Here is a 19423-nt window from a genome sequence, read left to right as displayed (position 1 = left end):
CGTCAGGCCAGATAGGTGTCCGTGTAGACGATCTCGGAGCGTTTGGTCCAGTCGATGCCCTGCACCCTCTGCGCCGTGGCGAGTTGGTTGAGCACCACGCCGATCTCCACCAGGAACAGCCCGTCGAGCAGTTGGTCGCTCACCGCCCGGTACCTGTCCTTCGCCTCCGCGCCGGTGCCGTCCGCGACCCGCCACGCCGCTCCCGCGGCGTCGACATAGGCCGGGCTCTCGTAGTGCGAGGAGTTCTTGAGCGCGTTGAACGGGTATGCACTGACGGTGAGCGTGGACGGAACGTACTGGGCCCACGAATGGAACGTCACCCACAGGGCCGGAATGGTGCCGCCGATCAGCGCCTTGATGAAGGTCGCGCCCTCCTGCGGATCGAGCTCGACCGGGATGCCGATCTCGGCGAGGTTCGCCTGCACGATCTGCGCGGTCGCCTCGTAGAAGGGATTCCCGGCCTGGTAGGTCAGGGGCAGGGTCGGGACCGCGATCCCCGACCCGGCCAGGATGGCCCGCGCCTTGGTCGCGTCCCGGGTGAAGGTCGTGTTCCTCGACTCGTCGTAGGCGGGCGAGCTCTTGGGCCACGGCAGGTTCACCGGGTAGCCGGAGCCGCGGAACACCTCCGAGATCACCCGGTCCCGATCGATCGCGTACGCGATCGCCTGCCGCACCCGGACATCGGCGAGCGCCGGGTGGGTGACGTTCGCACCCACGTACACCTGCAGCTCGGCCCCCTCCAGCGACACCGCCTGGAATCCCGCTGTCTCGCCGAGGGTTTCGGTGTCGCGATAGTTCAGCCCACCCGCAACCGCGACCTGGCCGGACTTGAGCGAGCTGAGCAGCGCCTGCGAGTCGGGGATCACCGAGACCTCCACCCGGTCCAGGAAGGGCCGGTCCGGGATCCAGTAGTGCTCGTTGCGCTCGAACACCAGCGCGCTGTTTGGCGTGCGCGAGACCAACTTGAACGGCCCGGTGCCGATGAAGGCGTCACCGGTGGCGAGCTTGTCGATGGACTCGCTGTCGAGGATCGGCACGGTGTCGAGCAGGTCGAAGACGTTCCCGAGCGGATGCGCCAGCGTCAGCACCAGGCGGTGCGGGTCGCTGGTGTCGAACGCCGTGATCGCGGCCGCGGTGCTGCGCAGCTGAGCGGTCCACTTGGGGTCCGCGTAGGTGCGGAGGGAGAACTCCGCGTCCTTCGAGGTGAACGGGCGACCGCTGTGGAAGGTGACGTCGTCGCGCAGCTCCAGGGTCAGCGACAGCCCGTCGGCGGCGAGCTGCCACGACTTCGCCAGCCGAGGTTGCGGCTCCACGTTGTCGTGCGGATAACGGACGAGGGTGTCGTACGCCAGCCCGATCACGGTGGTGGCGCCGCTGGTGTTGGTCAGGAACGTCGCCGGGATCACGTCCGCGGTGATACCCGTCTTGAGGGTGCCACCGCGCACCGGTGTGCCGGACGCGCCCGTGGCCGCCCCCGCCCGCTGCTCGTCGACCGCGGAGGAGCAGGCCCCCAGCAGCCCGGTCCCGAAGATGGCGGCGGCGGTCAGACCCGCGCCGCGGAAGAAGGTACGACGATCGACGATCGACCGGTTGACTGAGGAGCTCACTGGGAGACAACCCTTCGAATGGAGGTGAGTGGATCTGAGTAGAGGGTGCTGAGCGAGACCACGCCTGCCGCGAACTCCTGGACGCGGTTGCCGAAGCCGGTGATCCGGATGTCCTTGCGGGCCAGGCTCGACGTGCGCGCGAACGCCTCGGCGACGTGCGGGATTCCGGCGGGGTACTCGGTGAATGCCTGACCGCCGAGGATCACCCGGTCCGGGTTGAACAGGTCACGCAGCATCGCGACGGTGCGGCCGAGCACCCGGGCGCGCTCGACCAGGAGTTCGTGCGCCGGAATGGAACCCGCGGCCGCCGCCCGGTAGACGGCAGCGATGGCGGGCCGTTCATCGGTCTCGGTGAGGATGCCGGCCTCCTTGGCTGCGGCGATGGTGGCGCGGTCGCTGACCGTGGCCTCGAGGCAGCCGCGGGCACCGCAGGCGCACAGCGCCGAGGAACCGGTGGACAGGTGCACGATCGAGCCGGGGCCGGACGAGGGCGTGTGCACCCGGCCGTCGATGGTGACGGCGACTCCGGCCGTCTCGCGGGCGTAGAAGTAGAGGCTGGTCCCGTCCGTTCCGCTGTCACCGGGGCGCTGAGGGGCGAGCAGCAGCTCCGACGCCGCCATCGCCTCGACGTGCGCGGCGACCGACACCGGCAGCCCCAACCCTTCGCCGATGATCGCGCCGACGGGGGCGCCCAGCCAGCCGAGCCGTGGGTGGTCGACCCGGCCCGTGGTCGCGTCCACCCGGCCGCCGAGCGCCACCCCGACCCACAGGGGCCGGCGTCGATGCCATCTGGAGGCGAACAGCTTTGCACTGCGAGAGATTTGGGAGAGCGCCCGGTCTTGTGGGCCTGCCGGTGTCGGAACCTCGACGGAGCCGAGGATCTTTCCCCGGAGGTCACTGGCGACGATCCCGGTCACCACCGCACCGATATGGATACCGATGGTGAGATAGGGCTCGTGGTTGACCTCGAACGGCACCCGGGGTCGACCCACCGCTCCCGACGCGGTGAGATCCGCGCGCTCACGCAGCAGGCCCTCGGCGAGCAGCGCCGAGACCTGGCGGTTCACCGTGGCGGTGGACAGGCCGGTGATCTTCGCCGCGATGTCGCGGGCGATCGGCCCGCGGGCGCAGGCCACCCGGAACACGGCCGCGGCGGGGGCGTCCGCGACGCGCAGTTCCGGCGGCACGATCTGGGCGCGGGTGGGGGTACGGGTGATCGGCCGGGTGAGGACGGCCGCAGACGACAAACTGGTGATGGACACGCGAATTCCTTGCGCTTCGTCCCCGGCGGGGGACAGACCTACACGGCGTGGGCGAGCGCTGACCAGGTCAAACGGCGCGAGACCGACCGCCGTGACGCCCCACAGGGGCGTCCGGGATCAGGCGTCGAGGTACGAGGAAGTGGCAGCGCGGACTAGCGAGAGATACCGCGAGGGGAACAACAGAGTTCCCGCGTCAGGGGCAGGCGTGAGCCCAGTGCGGCGGTCACATAGGTGACCCGCATGGGGTGAGGCCTGCCGGAGTTCATGGCGTCAAGCTAACACCTCGCCGAATTCTCCACCAGCCGAGGGGAAATACCCGTCGGGGCGACGATCCGGAACACGGTTGCGATCAGCATGACGGAAACCCTTGGCCACCGCAGGCATCGCTGGTTGCCTGGCACAGGTACCACAGCGAGTCCCGTCAGACTACGAAAGGCCAATCATGTCAATCGATTTCGAAACCCAAACGACCGCGACGGGAGCCTCCGTCGCAAAGCTCGGCGCCCACATCGGCGCCCGCGTCGACGGCGTCACCCTCGGCGGCGACCTCGATCCGGCGACCGTCTCACTGATCCGGCATGCCCTGCTCGAGCACAAGGTGATCTTCTTCCGCGGCCAGCAGCACCTCGACGAGGACTCCCAGTACGCGTTCGCCCAGCTGCTCGGTGAGCCGACCACCGCGCACCCCACCGTCACCTCCCGCGGTGAGCGGGTGCTGCCGATCGACTCCGAGTACGGCAGCGCCAGCAGCTGGCACACCGACGTCACCTTCGTCGACCGCATCCCGAAGGCCTCGATCCTGCGGGCCGAGGTGTTGCCCTCCTATGGCGGCTCGACCACCTGGGCGTCCACCGTCGCGGCCTACGACACCCTGCCCGAACCGCTCAAGGCCCTGGTGGAGAACCTGTGGGCGACACACACCAATCTCTTCGACTACGCCGCGAGCACCGCCGCGACCGTCGACGGCAAGGGTGAGGAGTACATCCGGGAGTTCCAGTCCACCTACTACGAGACCCAGCACCCGGTCGTGCGCGTGCACCCGGAGACCGGTGAGCGCTCGCTGCTCCTCGGCCACTTCGTCAAGGGCTTCGTCGGCTTCGGGCCCGCCGAGTCGCAGGCGCTGTTCCAGTTGCTGCAGGCGCGCGTCACGAAGCTCGAGAACACCACCCGATGGAACTGGGAGGACGGCGACGTCGCGATCTGGGACAACCGCGCCACCCAGCACTACGCCGTCGGCGATTACGACGGGCAGCGCCGTCGCCTCACCCGGATCACCCTCGCAGGCGATGTCCCGGTCAACACCCACGGCGAGCGCAGCCGCATCGTCACCGGCGACGCCTCGCACTACTCGACCATCGACCAGCCGGTGCGGGTCGCGAGCTGATGACCGTCCCGCCGCACGCCAGGGGCTACGAGGGGTTTGCCGGCCGGATCGGCCGGACCACCGACGACTCCACCCCGTCCTGGGCGCCCGTCCCGTCGGCCGCCCCGGGTTCACCGAATGTCGTCGTCGTGTTGATCGATGACATGGGCTACAGCGACATCGGGCCCTTCGGCTCCGAGATCGACACGCCCAACCTCGATCGCCTCGCCGCCTCGGGCGTGCGGCTGACGAACTACCACACCACCCCGCTGTGCTCGCCGTCGCGCGCGGCGCTGCTCACCGGGCTCAATCCGCACCGAGCCGGCTACGGCTTCGTCGCCAATGCCGATCCCGGTTACCCGGGCCTGCGACTCGAACTGGCCGACGACGTGCTCACCTTGCCCGAGATCCTGCGGGCAAGCGGCTACGCCACCTACGCCGTCGGCAAGTGGCACCTGGTGCGCGACGCCAACCTGCGCCCCGGCGCGAATCGCGATTCCTGGCCGACGCAGCGCGGGTTCGATCGCTACTACGGGTCTCTTGAGGGCCTCAATTCCTTCTACTATCCCAACCAGCTGGTCTCGGACAACTCCGCCGTCGACGTGGACGATTACCCCGAGAACTATTACCTCACTGACGATCTAACGGACAAGGCGATCGGCTACCTCAAGGACCTGCGCGCCCACGATGCCGACAAGCCGTTCTTCCTCTACTTCGCACATGTGGCCATGCACGGACCACTCCAGGCCAAGCCCGCGGACGTCGCGAAGTACCGCGGCCGCTACGCCGAGGGCTGGGATGCGCTCCGGGAGAGCCGCTTCGCGGCGCAGCTAGCGCAGGGACTGTTCCCTCCGGGGACCGAGCAGGCGCCGCGCAACTCCGAGGCCGGATTCGATGTGCCCGAATGGGACTCGCTGACGCCTGAGCAGCAGCGCCGCTTCGCCCGCTATATGGAGGTGTACGCGGGCATGGTCGACAGCGTCGATCAGAGTGTCGGGCGGGTCCTCGACACCATCGAGCAACTCGGTGAACTCGACAACACCATCGTGGTGTTCACCTCCGACAACGGCGGCACCGCGGAGGGCGGGCCCGAGGGCACCCGGTCTTACTTCTCCCAGTTCGCCCACGTCACCGACCCGGACTGGGTGGGCGACGTGCCGCACGACGAGGAACTGATCGGGACCGCGAAGCTCGGCGTGCACTATCCGCGGGGCTGGGGCCAGGCGTCGAACACCCCGTTCCGCTTCTACAAGGGACAGTCCTTCGCCGGCGGCGTCCGGGTGCCGTTCGTACTGTCGTGGCCAAACGGACTGCGAAAGCAGGACGGCGACACCGGAATCCGCGAGCAGTTCACCTACGTCACCGACCTTGCGCCGACCCTGCTCGGGCTCGTCGGCATCGACCCCCCGACCGTGCGGGGCGGACTACCGGCCAAGGAGTTCGACGGGGTGGATGCCTCCGCGGTGCTGCGAGACGGGACCGTCCCGTCCTCGCACACCGAGCAGTACACCGAGATGACCGGCAACCGCGGCTACTACCGCGACGGCTGGAAACTGCTCGCCCTGCACCCCGGCCCGGACGTGGACGCCCCCCGCTGGCAGCTGTTCGACGTTCGGACCGACCCGACCGAACTCCACGACCTGGCGGACCGGCTGCCGGAGAAGGTCGACGAGTTGGCCGCGGCATGGGACGAGGCGGCCTGGGCGAACACGGTGTTCCCCTTGCTGAGCGGCGGCGCCCTCGCCGTCCGCAGGCCGGCCGAGCAGGCGTTGTCGCGGCCGGTCCGGATCCTGGCGGGCACCCCGCCCCTGGAGCGCTATCGGTCCTCGAAGCTGATCGCCTTCCGCGACTTCGAGATCGCCGCCGAGTTGGGTGGATCCGGATTCGCGCGGGGCGACGAGGGCGTCCTGGTGGCGCACGGCGACCCACAGGGCGGCTACCTGCTGTACATCGAAGACGGGCACCTGGTGTTCGGGCTGAACAGCTACGGCCGGTACACCTCCGTCGACGCCGGTCCGGTGCCCGTGGGCGCCAGCAGGCTCGAGGTCTCCGCGACGGTCGCCCCGCGGCTCCGCTGGGACTTCACCGTCCTGGTCGACGGCGTCGCCGCCGGGGAGCTGCTCGGGCAGGTGCAGCTGGTCGGCATGGCCCCCTGGACCGGCATCTCGGTCGGGGTGGACGCCCACGGCCCGGTGTCCTGGGATCTGCGGCAGCGGCGCGGCCCCTTCCGGTACACCGGCGCACTGCGTGCGGTCACCTACACACCTGGCCCCGTCCAGGTGCCGGGCGGGGCCATCGAGCGGATCGAACGCGAGGCCGAGTACGCCGCCGATTAGGCAGCTCCGCTGCCCGTGCGCGGTTGACGAGTCCAGGGACCCGCCAACCGCGCACGGGCGCCGCAGGCGCCTAGGCTGAGCCCATGACCATCTCGCCTGATGCACAAGTCGCCGTCGTCACGGGAGCGAGCTCCGGAATCGGTGAGGCCACCGCGCGCACGCTCGCCGCGCAGGGGTTTCACGTGGTTGTCGGCGCGCGGCGGATCGACCGCCTGGAGAAGCTGGCCGAGGACATCGGCGGCACCGCGCTCGAACTCGATGTCACCGACGAGGACTCGGTGGACGCCTTCGCCGCGGTGCTGCCGAGGGTCGACGTCCTGGTCAACAACGCGGGCGGCGCCAAGGGCCTGGCCCCGGTCCTCGAGGCGGACCTGGACGACTGGCGGTGGATGTGGGAGACCAACGTCCTCGGCACCCTGAAGATCACCAAGGCCCTGCTGCCGAAGCTGATCGCCTCCGGCGACGGGCTCATCGTCACCATCACCTCGGTCGCCGCGTTCGAGGCCTACGACAACGGATCCGGCTACACCTCGGCCAAGCACGCCCAGGCGGTGCTGCACCGGACGCTGCGCGGCGAGCTGCTCGGCCAGCCCGTGCGGCTCACCGAGATCGCCCCCGGCGCAGTGGAGACCGAGTTCTCCCTGGTGCGCTTCCACGGCGACGAGGACCGCGCCAAGAAGGTCTACGAGGGCATCACGCCCCTGGTCGCCGCGGACGTGGCCGAGGTGATCGGGTTCGTCGCGTCCCGCCCCTCGCACGTGAACCTCGACCAGATCATCATCAAACCGCGCGATCAGGCCGGCCCCGGACGCTTCTCGCGGACCTAGGCGTGCAGCACCGGCTGACCGCGGGCCCGCTGCTCGACGAGCGTGGCCGGCTCGCCGAGGCGGGCTGGTCCACGTCCGAGGTCCGCCGGTACGACCGGGCAGCCGTCGCCGCACCCCGGTTCCGGATCAAGGAGTGGGACTACTACTGCGTGCTCACGCAGGACGTCGGTCTCGCGCTGACGGTCGCGGACAACGGCTACATGGGCCTGCTCGGGGTCTCGTGGCTCGATCTCGGGGCGCGCGCCGAGGTGACCGAGAACGTGATGCTGCCCTTCCCGATGGGCTCGATGGCGTTGCCCGCAAGCGCCGATGCCGGCGACGTGCTGGCCTCACACAAGGGTCTGCGGATCTCGTTCCGGCACACCGAGGGTGGCCGGTTGCTCGCGATCGATCACCCGGGGTTCGACGGCGGGCGCGGGCTGAGCGGTGAGCTCCTGCTGTCCCAGCCCACCATGGATCGGATGGTTGTCGCCACGCCGTTCCGCAAGGCCCCCAAGGCCTTCTACTACAACCAGAAGATCACTTGCCTTCCCGCGAGCGGTGAGGTCGTGGTCGGCGGGCACTCGTTCGCGTTCGACCCCGGGTCGGCGTTCGGCGTGTTCGACTGGGGCCGCGGCGTCTGGACCTACGACAACACCTGGTACTGGGGCTCGGCGTCCGGGCTCGTCGGCGGAAAGCCGTTCGGGTTCAACATCGGTCACGGTTTCGGCGACACCTCCGCGGCCACCGAGAACATGGTGTTCGTCGACGGTCGCGCGCACAAGCTGGACCAGGTGACCTTCCACCTCCCGGCGGGCACGTTCGACGGCGCACCGTGGACCTTCACCAGCAACGACCGCCGGTTCGAGATGACGTTCGAGCCGATCCTCGACAGGGCGGCCAGCACCGATCTCTTGGTCCTGCGCTCCATCCAGCACCAGGTGTTCGGGCGATTCAGTGGTCACGTCGTCCTCGACGACGGCAGCACGATCGAGATCGCGAACCTGCTCGGGTTCGCGGAGGAGGTCCGCAACCGCTGGTGAGCTCAGGCGCCGCGGCCCGGCCCCGGGTCGAGGATCAGCAGGGCGTCCAGCTCCCGGTTCCGGCAGCGGCGGACGAACTCGGCCGCCGAGCCCGGGTCGGCGGCGAAGCGCTCGTGCGTCGGCCCGTCGATCTCGTAGAACTCCTCCGCCTCCGCGACCCCGTTGGCCGCGGGAATGGCCAGGTAGTGGCGCCCGGTGGTCTCCTCGATTCCCAGCGAGAAGCGCAGTTCGAGGCAGATGAACTGGTCCCGGAAGCTCGGCGACGCGACGGCCGTCTCGGTCCGGTCCTGTTCGCGCCGTACCTGTCTCATCGGCCGACGGCCCCTGAGCGCGCGACGCCGACGAGCCGCTGCACCTCGGCGGCGATGTCCTCACCGCGGGCGGGCAGTGCGCTCACGATGTCGGAACCCCGCACGAGGTAGCGCCCGTCGTCGGCGAAGTCCATCCAGTGGAAGCCCTGTCCGTCGCCGGTCGGCCGGTTGTCGTAGGCGGGGCCCGCGAAGACCGTGATCTCGCCCAGCCCCGTGCGCGGGCGCCGGAAGAACTCGTCCCGTTCCTCGTTCCCGCGTGCCCGGCTGGCCGACTGCATGAGGGAGCCGCTCGCAGGCGCCACCGACCGGGGCACCGACACGCCCCGACGCCGACCCGCGGCTACGGCCGGGATCGATTGGGCCACAAATGTTCCCACCTGCGCGACGGGAGCGGATGCCAGCAGGACGTCGGCGCCCGCGTGCAGGTCAGGCCCCGGCAGCTGAACGGCCACGGCCGCGACGGACTGCCCGATACCGGCGTGCATCCTGATCATCGACTCGAGCCCGGCGCCGCGAAACCCGCACAGCTCGATCCGGACCACCGGCTCGGCCAGCGCGACCAACGCCTCGTACAGGCGCTCGTCGAGCATCGGGACGACGCTCTGCGCGGCCGCCCGCCGGTCCGCCCGGAACTCGTCTTCCGTGGCCGCGGTGCCGCGGAACTGGAACGGGTAGGGCAGGCGGTCCCGGCCGAATCGCTCCCACAGAACCGTGAACTCGAGGGCGGTCAGGCGCCACCGACCGTCGCTCATCCGCCGATGACCGGCGGCGCGACCTTCGGGAGCCTGCCCACCAGTTCGTTGCCGTTGTCGACGTTGACGAGGTAGCTGGGCGTCTTGTGCTCGGTGTCGTCATCGCCGTTGGCGCGGGCGCCACCCGGCGCCATGCCGCCGCCCATCGCGCCAGGACGGCCCGCGGCGCCCGCCGTGCCACCGCCGGCTCCACCCGCGCCCGCCGCACCACCGGCCGCGCCCGGCACGCCCATCCCGCCGCCGAGGCCACGCGAGGAGCCACCCAGCCCGCCGGTCGCGCCAAGGCCTCCGCCCGCGCCCGCGCCGTAGGACGCGCCGGACCCAGCACCCGCGCCGAGCCCCGAGCCGGAGCCCGACGCGCCGTGGCCTCCGGATCCGGTGCCGCTGCCGGTACCTGTGCCGGAACCGAGCCCGCTACCGGTCCCGTCGGCACCGCCTGCGGCCGCGGGAGCGGTCCAGGCAGAGGACGGATCGGTCTGCGCGAAGGGCGAATTCGAGCCGTCGGTGCCGGAGGCGGCGCCGTCCGGCGACAGCGGGTTCGCGCCCGCGTTCGGGTCGAAGGGGTCGGCTCCTGGCGATCCGGGCGCCGGATCGTTCCCGACTCCCTGCCGCGTCGGGGGGACCGGGGCATCCCCCGGTCCGGTGTAGCCGGAGGGGTTGTAGCCGGACGGTCCCCCGGTGTTCGTTTCGCTGCGCGGCGAGAACGTGCCGTCGCCCTCACGGTCTATCACGTTCTTTGGCTTCGGGAGGATCGGGACGTTGGTGTCGGCCTGCTGCATCACCGGCGTGTATACGGTCTTCATGATCTGGATCGCCTGCTGGCGGGCCTCGTCCTTGCCGTGCACCAGCTGCTTGACCATCCCGACCGAGGGCAGCGCGACGTTGACGAGTGACTCGAGCGCGGAGATGGCCTCCACGGCGGGCATGGTCGCCTTGACCTGCGAGATCCCGGTCGCCGCCTCGGCCACCTTGGTCCCCACCAGCTGGCCCGCCACCGCCAGCTTGTCGGAATCGGCGACATAGGCCGCCGTGGCCGTCACCGCGGCCTCGGCGGCGACGCCCTCCCACTTGCCGTCGATCTCCTTCGAGATGAAGTCCTTGAACTCGGCGAGGCCCTCACCGAGCGAGGATCCGATCTTCGCCCAGCCCTCGGCGCTCGCCCGGATCGGATCCGCACTCATCGCGTCGACGGCGGACTTGATGGCCTCGTGCGACATCGAATCGAAGCTGTCGGGCACCACAGACGGCGGTTCGTAGCCACCACCGAACTCAGCCTTGAGACCGTCCTGCCGGCTGTAGAGCTCGGAGCGCTCGGTGTTGCCGGCCTCCTGCCGATCCTCGACGCGGTCGCGCTCGTCGATGTCGTAGCCGGACACCACATCGATGATCTTGTTTCCGGGGTCGCGCGCCAGATCGCTCAGGTCGTCCAGGGCACCCGTGGCCAGGTCGCCCATCGACCCCTTCAGCTCGTCCAGGCTCGGCAAAATCGACATCTCAGATCCCCCTCGCCGTGCTGAACATCGTGGTCAACGCACCACAGGCCGCGCCAACGGCGACCTGGCTCCCGAACCTCTTCCGCACCGACACTCCCCCACTGGTCCCGACCGATACCGGTCCTCCCTAGATAGACGCAGCACCGCACCCATCCGTTCCATCCGGATCACGACAAACCCGGCGAGGCAGCTCACCCCTCCATAGCTGCCCCGCCGGCCACCGTTCCGAATCCGGCCCGAGGGGTATCAATGCGCCGCAGGCCGCACATTCGCAGCCCGCGTCCACCCCCGTGTGCGCGATACTTCCCACCCGGCCCAGTTCTCACGGCTTACCTGGAATAGACGCACCACGGAGCGAATCGGTTCCGTGGTCTACTGGGAAAATCCGTACCGAAACCCGGCAGCACGGCCAAACTGGTCCGACCACTACTGCGGTATGGCGTTCTACCCCCACCAGTTCCCCGAACTGCCCCAAAATCGGCGACCGCCTGCTCGTGTCAGCACACGTGATCAACCAGCCGCCGCTCAGACGAAATCATGCGGTCCCCCGCGCGAATCTCCGTCTCGTCGGAAGCAATCGAACCTCTCGTCACAATGCATCAGGCTTGGAAAGAGCACGCAGCCTGGATATTGCGGCATCCACTCCGCCGTGGGAATCGAAGAAGTACAGGCATGCATCGTGCTCTGAATTGAAGACCTTCCGGTCATACTTTGATCCGCGTTCGCTGTAGAACACTTCCCACTGACCGGCGGGCGTTTCGGAAACCGAGAAAGAGTCATGGGTCATCCCATTGACCACCACCGGAACACGTATACCGGCCAACTCGAGCGCTTCGATCAATTCAGAACTCTTCACTTACTACCTCTCTCAAGTAACCCGCGTTGATCAGATCCACGATCGAATGAGTTGTGTGGTACTGGATTCCACCACCCGGTTGCGCCATCGCTTCGGCGATCCGGCCCATGAACACCGGAATTGGCCGAACAACCTGATACTGATGATAGCCCTGGTCGAGCGAGGTAAAGGGAAGGCCTCGCTCCGGAAACGGCACGCCCGGCGGCGAAGCGAACCGCCCGTATGGCGACCCAAATCTGTCCATCGTCTCGCCGGGTTGGAGGACGACCGGACGCCTCTCATCGGGTGACTCAAACCCATCGGGGTGGAGGCCGGGATCCGGCCATCCCTCGACCATCGGCGTACCCCACGCGTCTATCCTTGTTCCTGGCGGATGATCCTCATCTCCGGGCCAGTGCGCCTCAAGCCATTGATCCCGGGTTAACAACGAGCCGTATGGATTCCAGTCCTCAGGGATCAATTCCTGAACGTGCGGATCCGACTGTAGTAGTCCCCGGTTCTCGAGGACCAGGTCTTGGAGATCCTGCCGCGAATGAACCGCCTCGATTTCACTCGAATCGATCAAATGCAGCAGGGGATGATTACCGAGGGTGGCTTCTCCGGCCTCGATCACCCCCGCGGGCGGATGTCCCGTGGTCGATTCCAGATAGTCATCTGGGGCGGTGATCTCTTGGACTGGAAGTGGATAGCTCTCGAATGCAGGCTCAGGATCTGTGGGGCTTCTACCGTCGAACCCCGCATCTTCCGACAGCGAGTCCAGTCCATCGGACGTGTCGAATGGAGGCTGTCCATGACCGGCCGGCGATGCGGAATGCGGACTTACCTCTGTCGACTGCTGAACGGCGGTGCCCATGTTCAACCCACCCGGCCTCGCCGTGGGCGATGTCGCAGTGGATCCCACCCCGCCGCCCGCCGTCGGTTCCGTGATCCCCATGTTCAATCCGCCGGTGCGCGGGGCCGGCCCCGCCGACGCCGCATCCGCGACCGAACCCGGGCGCGGCGCGGCGTCGGCCGAACTGGGCACCGTGCTCGCGGGCGTCTCCAATGGCGAAAAGCGGGGCGTGTCGACCGACGAGGTGGGACGCGTGGCGGTGTCCCCGTCGCCCGCCGCCCCGACGCCGCCGCCGATCGCGCCCGACGCGAGGTCCTGCCAGGACACACCCTGACCCGACGCCGCCGCGCTGGCCGCTGACCCGGCCGCCCCGGCTATCGTCTCCGTGCCGATCTGCCCGAGCGGTGACCCCGAGCCGAACCGGCTCACCCCGCCGGAGACCGCGCCCTCGACGAAGCCCTCGATCGCACCGGACGCCAGGCTGCCGGTGTCCAGCCGGTCCCGGTTGCCCTGCAGGATCTGCAGCGACTGGATTGCGCCGTCCAGCAACACATTCTGCGCCGCGCTCACCGCGGCGTGCTGGAGCAGCTTCATGATCAGCTGCCGCACCACCATCCGCACCGCGACCTGGGTGGCGATCTGCGCGGCGGGGATCGCCGCGGTGCTCGCGCCAAGGGTCGGGATGGCCGCCGCGGCGAGCGCCGCAAGCTCGGCCGCCAGCAGCGCCAGCGCCGCGATGATCGTCAGCTTCGCGTACTCGACGTCGGTTGCGGTGGTGTCGCACGATTCGGACAGCTGATCGCACAGCGCGACCAGCGACAGGAACGCCCCGTCGGCACCGTCGAAGTTCTCCCAGTACTGCGCCATCGCCGCGTTGACGTCGCCGAGCACGGCCGCCAGCGCCTTGTCCATCGCGGCGTCGCCGTCCTGGGCGATCAGTTCCACCGCCGACGAGGCCGAGTCCCAGGCGTCGGCCAACCGGCGCAGGGAGGTCTCGTCGGCCGCCGGCCAGTCCGCCCCCACCGCGATCGAGGCGACGCCGCGGAGCCACCCCGGGATCTGGATCCCCATCAGGCCGGTCCGCTGAGGCTGCCCGCGAATCCCCGATCCGAACCGTCGAAGGCGTCCGCGGTCTCGGTGACCGCGCCCGCGATCGCCCGCATCGCCTCGGCGACCTTGAGCAGCCCGTCCACCGCCGAGTCGGCGCCGGGCACGTAGCCCTCGGCGAAGGCCGCACCGGTCTCGTCGGAGCCCCAGCTTGCGCCCTCGGCCTGCAGCGCGCCGGACAGCTGGGTCCGGGTGCGGTCCAGCGCGTCCGCGACCGCCTCGAACCGCGGTGCGGCGGACCGCAGCCCGTCCGGGTCGACCCAGACCGGGCGGCTCACTGGTCGGCCCCGCGCAGGATGGACGCTCCGGGTTCCCACCCGGATTCCTCCGAGTCCCCGTCGGCCACAGCCACCTCCGGCGCCGCCGGCACCAGGTTCCGCAGGCTCGGCGCACCCGGGATCAGGTCGGGCAGGTCGGGGAGGTCGACGTCGGCCTGCGACACCGGCGCCATCAGGTCCTGCACGCGGCGGCGTGCGGTCGCCGCCGCGTCGCGGGCGGTGGCGGCGATGGCCTCCCCCAGCCGGGACGGCGTGGACCTCGCGAACGCCTCCGGTGCGAGGTCGACATCCACGACCGCTCCGGCCGAATCGACGGTGACCGTGGCCAGTCCGTCCGGCGTCCGCGCCTCCACCCGCAGGGCCGCGACCTCGGACTGCGCCCGGGACAACAGGTCCGACCGGCGGTGCAGGTCCTCGAGCATGCCGTCGATCTGAACCCGCAACGCCTCGTTGCGGGCGCGCAATTCCTCGCGCGCACCCGGATCCCGCACCCGTACCCCCACCGAATCACAAGGGCCGCAGCTTCGGCCCGTCATCCTTCTAGACGCGGCGCGGGCCGATTCGGTTCCACCTCGAATCAGACCGCCGCGAGCGCTGTTCGGAGTTTCGCGAGGTCCGGCGCGGGCGTTTCGAGCAGGGGCATGCGGACCGTCGCGTGCGGGATGATGCCCAGTTCGGCCAGCGCCGCCTTGGCCATGATGGCGCCCTGCGAGGTCCGCATCACGGCCTCGGTCAGGCCGAGCAGGGACCGCTGGATGTCCCGGGCGGATTCGAGGTCTTCACTCCGGACGGCTCGGATCAGCTCCGCGTTCCGGTTGGCGACGATGTTGCCCACGACGCTGACCACGCCGCAGGCGCCGATCGACAGGTAGGGCAGGTTGAGTTCGTCGCTGCCGCAGTAGTAGGCCAGCGACGAGCCGGCCATGACGGTCATGGCGTCGAAGAGGTCCTCCTTGGCGTCCTTCACCGCCCGGATCCGCGGGTGCCGGGCGAGCTCGATCAGCGTGTCCGTCGCCAACGAGATACCGGTCCGCGCCGGGACGTCGTAGAGCATCACAGGCAGGTCGGTGGCATCGGCGACCGCCAGGCAGTGGGCCACGACCCCGGCCTGGGTCGGCCGGGAGTAGTACGGACAGACGACGAGCAGGGCGTCGGCGCCTGCGGCCTCGGCCTGCCGCGCCCGCTCGACGCTCGCGGCCGTGTCGTAGGTGCCGACGCCCGCGATCACCCGTGCCCGGCCCCTGGCCCGGTCGGCCACCGCTGACACCAGGTCGACCATCTCGGCCTCGGTCAATGTGGGCACCTCGCCCGCGGTGCCGCCCACGACGATCCCGTCGCACCCGGTGGCCAGGAGGTGGTCGACCAGGCTCGCGACCCCCTTCGCGCTGACTGCGCCGTCGGGCCGCATCGGGGTCACCATCGCGACCAGGTTCGAGCCGAACAACGCCTGGGCAGTCTCACGGGAATCGGTCATGAGGCGATCCTGCCCACCCCATTTCCATCGGTCCAGCGATGCTTTTTTACCAATAATGCGTAGCCTGGCTTCATGATCGATGTCGGGTCTCTCAGCGCGTTGCGATCGGTCGCCGTGCTCGGGACCATCGCCAGCGCGGCGGACGAGCTCGGCTACACCGCCTCGGCCGTCTCCCAGCAGATCAAGCGCCTCGAACGCCAGATCGGTGTCGCGCTGCTTGCGCCCGCCGGGCGCGGGGTCGTCCTGACCCCGGCCGGTCGGGCGCTACTCGACGCCGCCCCCGAGGTCTTCCAGTCCCTGGAACGCTGCGCCGAAGCGGCCCGCTCCGTCGCCGACGGCACCCCCACCGGGGTGTTGCGGGTGGCCGCCTTCTCCACGGCCATCCGCGGACTCCTGGCCCCGCACCTGCCGGACCTGGCAGCCGAGTGGCCCGACCTGCACCTGCAGGTCACCGAGCAGGACCCCGACCAGGCGCTGCACTCGGTCGCGGCGGGCGCAGCGGACCTGGCGATCATCCACGACGCCGACGGGCTCTCGCCCCGGCTGCCGTCATCGCTGACCTACCGGCATCTGCACACCGATCTCGGCGACCTGGTGATGCACCGGAGCCACCCGCTTGCCGCCGACCGGCAACCGCTGACCAGCGCGGACGTCATCGCCCATGCCTGGGTGACCAGTCCACCCGGCACCGTGTGTCACCAGTGGTTCCGACGCCTGGTCGCGGACCAGCCCGGTGAACCAGACGTCCGCCACCTCGTCGACGACTTCGCGACCCAGCTGTCGCTGGTCGCCGCGGGCGAGGTCATCGCCCTGGTTCCCCGCCTCGCCAGGCCCGCACTCGGCGACGACCTCGTCACCCGCGTCCTTCAACCACCGCCCATGCGCGAGGTCTCGGCCGCGTGGCGGCGCAGCGCCGACGCGAGCCCGGCCATCCGAGCCGTGGTCGCCGAGCTGCTCCCAGGCGCCGACGTCAGCTGACCGGAACCGCCGCGCCACCGGCGGGCAGCGCCGACATCTCCTGCCACGCGGCCCAGTCGACCGCCCAGTCGTAGATGTCGCCGTCCGCGGCGGACAGCGGGATCCGGGTCCCGGTGACCTCGACCGGGTCGCCGTACAGCGCGGTGCCGAAGTACTCCTGGGCGTCGCTCAGGGAGAGGTTGATGCAGCCGTTGGTCACGTTGGCCGCGCCCTGCACGCCGGTGGTCTCGGGGTTGGCGTGGATGAACTCGCCGTTGTTGGAGATGCGCACCGCCCACCGCTCGCGGACGTTCTCGTAGAAGGGCGGGTTCGACATGAGGAAGTCCTCGTGCTTCTCGCTGACCACGTGGACGCCGCTGCGGGTCACGTTGCGGTCCTCGTTGCCCTCGCCGTAGCTGACCGGGAGGTCCATCACGGTCGCGCCGTCCCGCACCACCTGCATGCGGTGGCTCGGGGCGTCCGCCTTGACGATCTGGCTGCGGCCGATGGTGAAGTTCAGGCTCAGGTCCTCGGCGCCGTACGCCCCGTCCCCGTAGTCGACGCCGTACAGGTTCGCCGCGAGGTTCACCGTCGTGCCGGGCGCCCAGTAGTTCTGCGGGCGCCAGTGCGCGCGGGACCCGTTGTCGTCGGGCAGCCAGGCCCACGACCCGGGGGTCGGCGGGTTGGTGGTCACGGTCAGCGCCTTCTCCACCGCCGCCTTGTCCTCGACGTGGTCGCTGAACTTGAGGATGATCGGCGCCGCGATGCCGACTTGCTGACCGTCCGCGATGTTCGTGTTGGCGGACGTCGTCGACTGCGGGGTCACCGTGGTGAGCGAACCCTCCACCGGCACGGTCTTGCCGTCGGAGCCGACCGCCCCGCCGGACCAGGTGTAGCGCGCGCCGTAGCCGAGCGGCTCGGAGACGGTGAAGGTGGTCTTGTCCGGGGACAGCACGCCCTGCACGGGCCTGCCCGCCTCGTTGGTGAGCGCGACCCCCTGCAGCGTGCCGCGGGCCGCCGTCACGGAAACCGGCGCCGTCGGGCTGACGTCCTCGGCGCCCGCCGCGGGGACCTGGGTGACCGCCGCGACCGGCCCGCTCGCCGCCACCGGGTTACCGCCCCCGCCGCCGATGGTGCAGCCCGCGAGCACCGCGACCGCCGCGAGCAACACGGCTATCGACGAGAACCCGCGGACCTTGTTCGTCCGAACACGCTGGATTACCACGCAGGCCACGGTACCTGCGCAGATGATGTGGCCCACGTCGCGCCGACCGCTGGACCTGGGAAAGGCCAGGGGAAGGCCTGGTCAGATGGTGCAGCCCACGGTCACCGGCTCCGGTTCGAGCCGGACCCCGAACGCCTCCTGCACCCCGTCCCGCACCTCTCTGGCCAGCGCCAACAGGTCCTCGGTCGACGCGCTCCCCCGGTTCGTCAGGGCCAGCGTGTGCTTGGTGGACAGCCGCGCCGCCGCGTCCGCTCCCGGGTGCCCCTTGGTGAACCCGGCCCGCTCGATCAGCCAGCCGGCCGACAGCTTGGTGCCCGCGTCGCCGGGGAACTGCGGCACCCGCACGTCCTCGCCGAGCCGCCCCGCGATGGCCGTCAGCACCGCGGGCAGCCGATCGTCGGCGAGCACCGGGTTGGTGAAGAAGGAGCCTGCGCTCCAGGTGTCGTGGTCGGCGGGGTCGAGAACCATGCCCTTGCCCGCACGCAGACCGAGGACGACCTCCCTGACCTTCGCCGCCGGACGGCGTTCGCCCTCCTCGGCACCCATGGCGTGCGCCAGCTCCCGGTACCGCAGCGGCTCGCTCAGTCCGTCGGGGCGCAGGTCCAGCTCCAGCGCCAGCGCCAGCGCCGCGTCCGAGTGCTTGAGCACGCTGGTCCGGTAGCCGAGGCCGAGCTCGTCCGGCGTCACCCACCGCACCTCACCGGTCGCGCGGTCCAGCAGCTGCACCCGCCGCAGCAGGGTGCCGACCTCCACGCCGTAGGCCCCGACGTTCTGCACCGGCGTCGCGCCCGCCGACCCGGGGATCCCGGACAGGCACTCGAGGCCGCCGAGGCCCGCCTCGACGGTCCGCGCGACGACGTCGTCCCATACGGCGCCCGCCTCCGCCAACACCGAGTCGGGGCCGAGCCGGATCGCATCGTTGGCCACCCGCACCACGACGGCGTCGACGCCCTCGTCGGCGATCACCAGGTTGGACCCGCCGCCGAGGACGAGCGTGGGGGTGCCCGCCGCGTCGAGCGCGCGCACCACTCCGACGATCGCGTCCGTGTCGCGGCAGGTGAGCATCGCCCGTCCGGGCCCGCCGAGCCGCAGCGTGGTGAACCGCGACAGCGGCACGCCCTCACTCAACTCGGCACCGAACTCCGCCGCGATGTCACTCAATGCCTGCACGGGGTCAAACGGTAGCCTGCCGACATGGCCCGCAGCATTCCGCATTCCGCGTCCTACCCGCAGCCCGTCGACCAGGTGCACCGGGCCCTGACCAGCGAGCGGTACTGGCGCGACCGCCTGGCCGAGGTCGGCGGCGAGGGAGCCGAGCTGGGTCATGTCGTCACCGGCGAGGGCACCATCGACGTGGAGATGGCGCAGGCCATCCCGGCCGAGCACCTGCCCCCGATCGTGTCCAAGATCCGCCCCGGCGACCTGATCATCACCCGGACCGAGACCTGGGGCGCCCTGGACGGCGGGCGCGCCACCGGCACCTTCAGCGCGCGGGTCGACGGGCTGCCCGGCGAGGTCACCGGCACCCTCACCCTTGCCCCCACGGGCACCGGCGCGGCCATCACGCTCGACGGTCGGGTCGAGGTGAAGCTGCCGCTGATCGGCGGCAAGATCGAGGCCGTCATCGCCGAGCAGGTCGTCGAACTCCTCGACGCCGAGCACGGGTTCACCGAGGGCTGGATCGCCGCCAACGGCTGATCCGGATGGGGCAGATGTGACCT

Annotated in this window: 18 protein-coding genes; 6 read left to right on the top strand and 12 right to left on the bottom strand. The window is 70.1% G+C overall.

Translation table 11 applies throughout. From position 1 onward, the window contains the following. Positions 1–2 precede the first annotated feature (2 nt). Together JOE46_RS22920 and JOE46_RS22915 are read right to left on the bottom strand one after the other, a co-directional pair. Positions 3–1607, bottom strand: coding sequence for an ABC transporter substrate-binding protein (locus JOE46_RS22920; RefSeq protein ID WP_269588557.1), 1605 nt, complete (start codon positions 1605–1607; stop codon positions 3–5). Next, on the bottom strand, positions 1604–2863 hold the full coding sequence (locus tag JOE46_RS22915; RefSeq protein ID WP_179800449.1) for an ROK family protein: 1260 nt from the start codon (positions 2861–2863) through the stop codon (positions 1604–1606). Before JOE46_RS22915 ends, JOE46_RS22920 begins: the two co-directional genes overlap by 4 nt. Before the next feature lie 448 nt (positions 2864–3311). Here JOE46_RS22915 and JOE46_RS22910 point away from each other — a divergent pair, with 448 nt between their 5' ends. The 4 genes from JOE46_RS22910 to JOE46_RS22895 all read left to right on the top strand — a co-directional run bounded on the left by JOE46_RS22910 (position 3312) and on the right by JOE46_RS22895 (position 8417). After that, on the top strand, positions 3312–4253 hold the full coding sequence (locus JOE46_RS22910) for a TauD/TfdA family dioxygenase (protein ID WP_209928596.1): 942 nt from the start codon (positions 3312–3314) through the stop codon (positions 4251–4253). Then, positions 4253–6568, top strand: a complete 2316-nt coding sequence (locus JOE46_RS22905; RefSeq protein ID WP_209928593.1) for an arylsulfatase — start codon at positions 4253–4255, stop codon at positions 6566–6568. The genes JOE46_RS22910 and JOE46_RS22905 overlap by 1 nt, the downstream gene beginning before the upstream one ends. A gap of 83 nt (positions 6569–6651) precedes the next feature. Beyond that, entirely contained in the window at positions 6652–7395 is a 744-nt protein-coding gene (locus JOE46_RS22900; RefSeq protein WP_097210236.1) for an SDR family NAD(P)-dependent oxidoreductase, read from the top strand. A 2-nt stretch (positions 7396–7397) separates the two neighbouring features. After that, positions 7398–8417, top strand: coding sequence for a DUF2804 domain-containing protein (locus JOE46_RS22895; protein WP_209928591.1), 1020 nt, complete (start codon positions 7398–7400; stop codon positions 8415–8417). A 2-nt stretch (positions 8418–8419) separates the two neighbouring features. Here JOE46_RS22895 and JOE46_RS22890 read toward each other — a convergent pair whose 3' ends face one another. The 8 genes from JOE46_RS22890 to dapA all read right to left on the bottom strand — a co-directional run bounded on the left by JOE46_RS22890 (position 8420) and on the right by dapA (position 15520). After that, positions 8420–8728 carry a hypothetical protein gene (locus tag JOE46_RS22890; protein WP_097210234.1) on the bottom strand — a complete coding sequence of 103 codons (309 nt, stop codon included), beginning with the start codon at positions 8726–8728 and terminating at the stop codon, positions 8420–8422. Beyond that, positions 8725–9480: an ESX secretion-associated protein EspG gene (locus JOE46_RS22885; RefSeq protein WP_097210233.1), complete on the bottom strand. Its 756-nt coding sequence runs from the start codon at positions 9478–9480 to the stop codon at positions 8725–8727. Before JOE46_RS22885 ends, JOE46_RS22890 begins: the two co-directional genes overlap by 4 nt. Beyond that, a complete protein-coding gene (locus JOE46_RS22880; RefSeq protein ID WP_209928590.1) occupies positions 9477–10973 on the bottom strand; it encodes a PPE domain-containing protein in 1497 nt (498 codons plus the stop codon). Before JOE46_RS22880 ends, JOE46_RS22885 begins: the two co-directional genes overlap by 4 nt. A gap of 589 nt (positions 10974–11562) precedes the next feature. Next, positions 11563–11814 (bottom strand): hypothetical protein, encoded by a 252-nt coding sequence (locus JOE46_RS22875; protein WP_146179112.1) that lies wholly within the window; start codon positions 11812–11814, stop codon positions 11563–11565. Position 11815: 1 nt separating this feature from the next. Beyond that, complete coding sequence (locus tag JOE46_RS22870) at positions 11816–13732, bottom strand: glycohydrolase toxin TNT-related protein (protein WP_209928589.1); 1917 nt, start codon at positions 13730–13732, stop codon at positions 11816–11818. After that, the gene (locus tag JOE46_RS22865) at positions 13732–14046 is read right to left on the bottom strand and encodes a WXG100 family type VII secretion target (RefSeq protein WP_209928588.1); all 315 of its coding nucleotides are present in this window, start codon (positions 14044–14046) and stop codon (positions 13732–13734) included. Before JOE46_RS22865 ends, JOE46_RS22870 begins: the two co-directional genes overlap by 1 nt. Continuing rightward, the gene (locus tag JOE46_RS22860; RefSeq protein ID WP_179800441.1) at positions 14043–14537 is read right to left on the bottom strand and encodes a YbaB/EbfC family nucleoid-associated protein; all 495 of its coding nucleotides are present in this window, start codon (positions 14535–14537) and stop codon (positions 14043–14045) included. The genes JOE46_RS22865 and JOE46_RS22860 overlap by 4 nt, the downstream gene beginning before the upstream one ends. A gap of 86 nt (positions 14538–14623) precedes the next feature. Further along, entirely contained in the window at positions 14624–15520 is an 897-nt protein-coding gene (gene dapA, locus JOE46_RS22855; RefSeq protein WP_209928586.1) for a 4-hydroxy-tetrahydrodipicolinate synthase, read from the bottom strand. Positions 15521–15592: 72 nt separating this feature from the next. Here dapA and JOE46_RS22850 point away from each other — a divergent pair, with 72 nt between their 5' ends. After that, entirely contained in the window at positions 15593–16498 is a 906-nt protein-coding gene (locus JOE46_RS22850) for a LysR family transcriptional regulator (RefSeq protein WP_097210228.1), read from the top strand. On the opposite strand, the gene JOE46_RS22845 is transcribed toward JOE46_RS22850, so the two are convergent. Both JOE46_RS22845 and JOE46_RS22840 read right to left on the bottom strand, forming a co-directional pair. Beyond that, positions 16491–17654 carry an Ig-like domain-containing protein gene (locus JOE46_RS22845; RefSeq protein ID WP_374102925.1) on the bottom strand — a complete coding sequence of 388 codons (1164 nt, stop codon included), beginning with the start codon at positions 17652–17654 and terminating at the stop codon, positions 16491–16493. The genes JOE46_RS22850 and JOE46_RS22845 overlap by 8 nt on opposite strands. A gap of 129 nt (positions 17655–17783) precedes the next feature. Further along, positions 17784–18872 (bottom strand): UDP-N-acetylmuramate dehydrogenase, encoded by a 1089-nt coding sequence (locus JOE46_RS22840; RefSeq protein ID WP_269588550.1) that lies wholly within the window; start codon positions 18870–18872, stop codon positions 17784–17786. Positions 18873–18896: 24 nt separating this feature from the next. On the opposite strand from JOE46_RS22840, the gene JOE46_RS22835 reads away from it, so the two are divergent. Then, the gene (locus JOE46_RS22835; protein ID WP_097210226.1) at positions 18897–19400 is read left to right on the top strand and encodes a DUF2505 domain-containing protein; all 504 of its coding nucleotides are present in this window, start codon (positions 18897–18899) and stop codon (positions 19398–19400) included. Positions 19401–19423: the final 23 nt, after the last annotated feature.

It is taken from the genome of Rhodococcus sp. PvR099 (assembly GCF_017833315.1).
GTDB lineage: Bacteria > Actinomycetota > Actinomycetes > Mycobacteriales > Mycobacteriaceae > Rhodococcus_G > Rhodococcus_G oryzae.
Note: the sequence above shows the minus strand (reverse complement) of the source record. Positions and strands in the feature narration are given on the sequence as shown.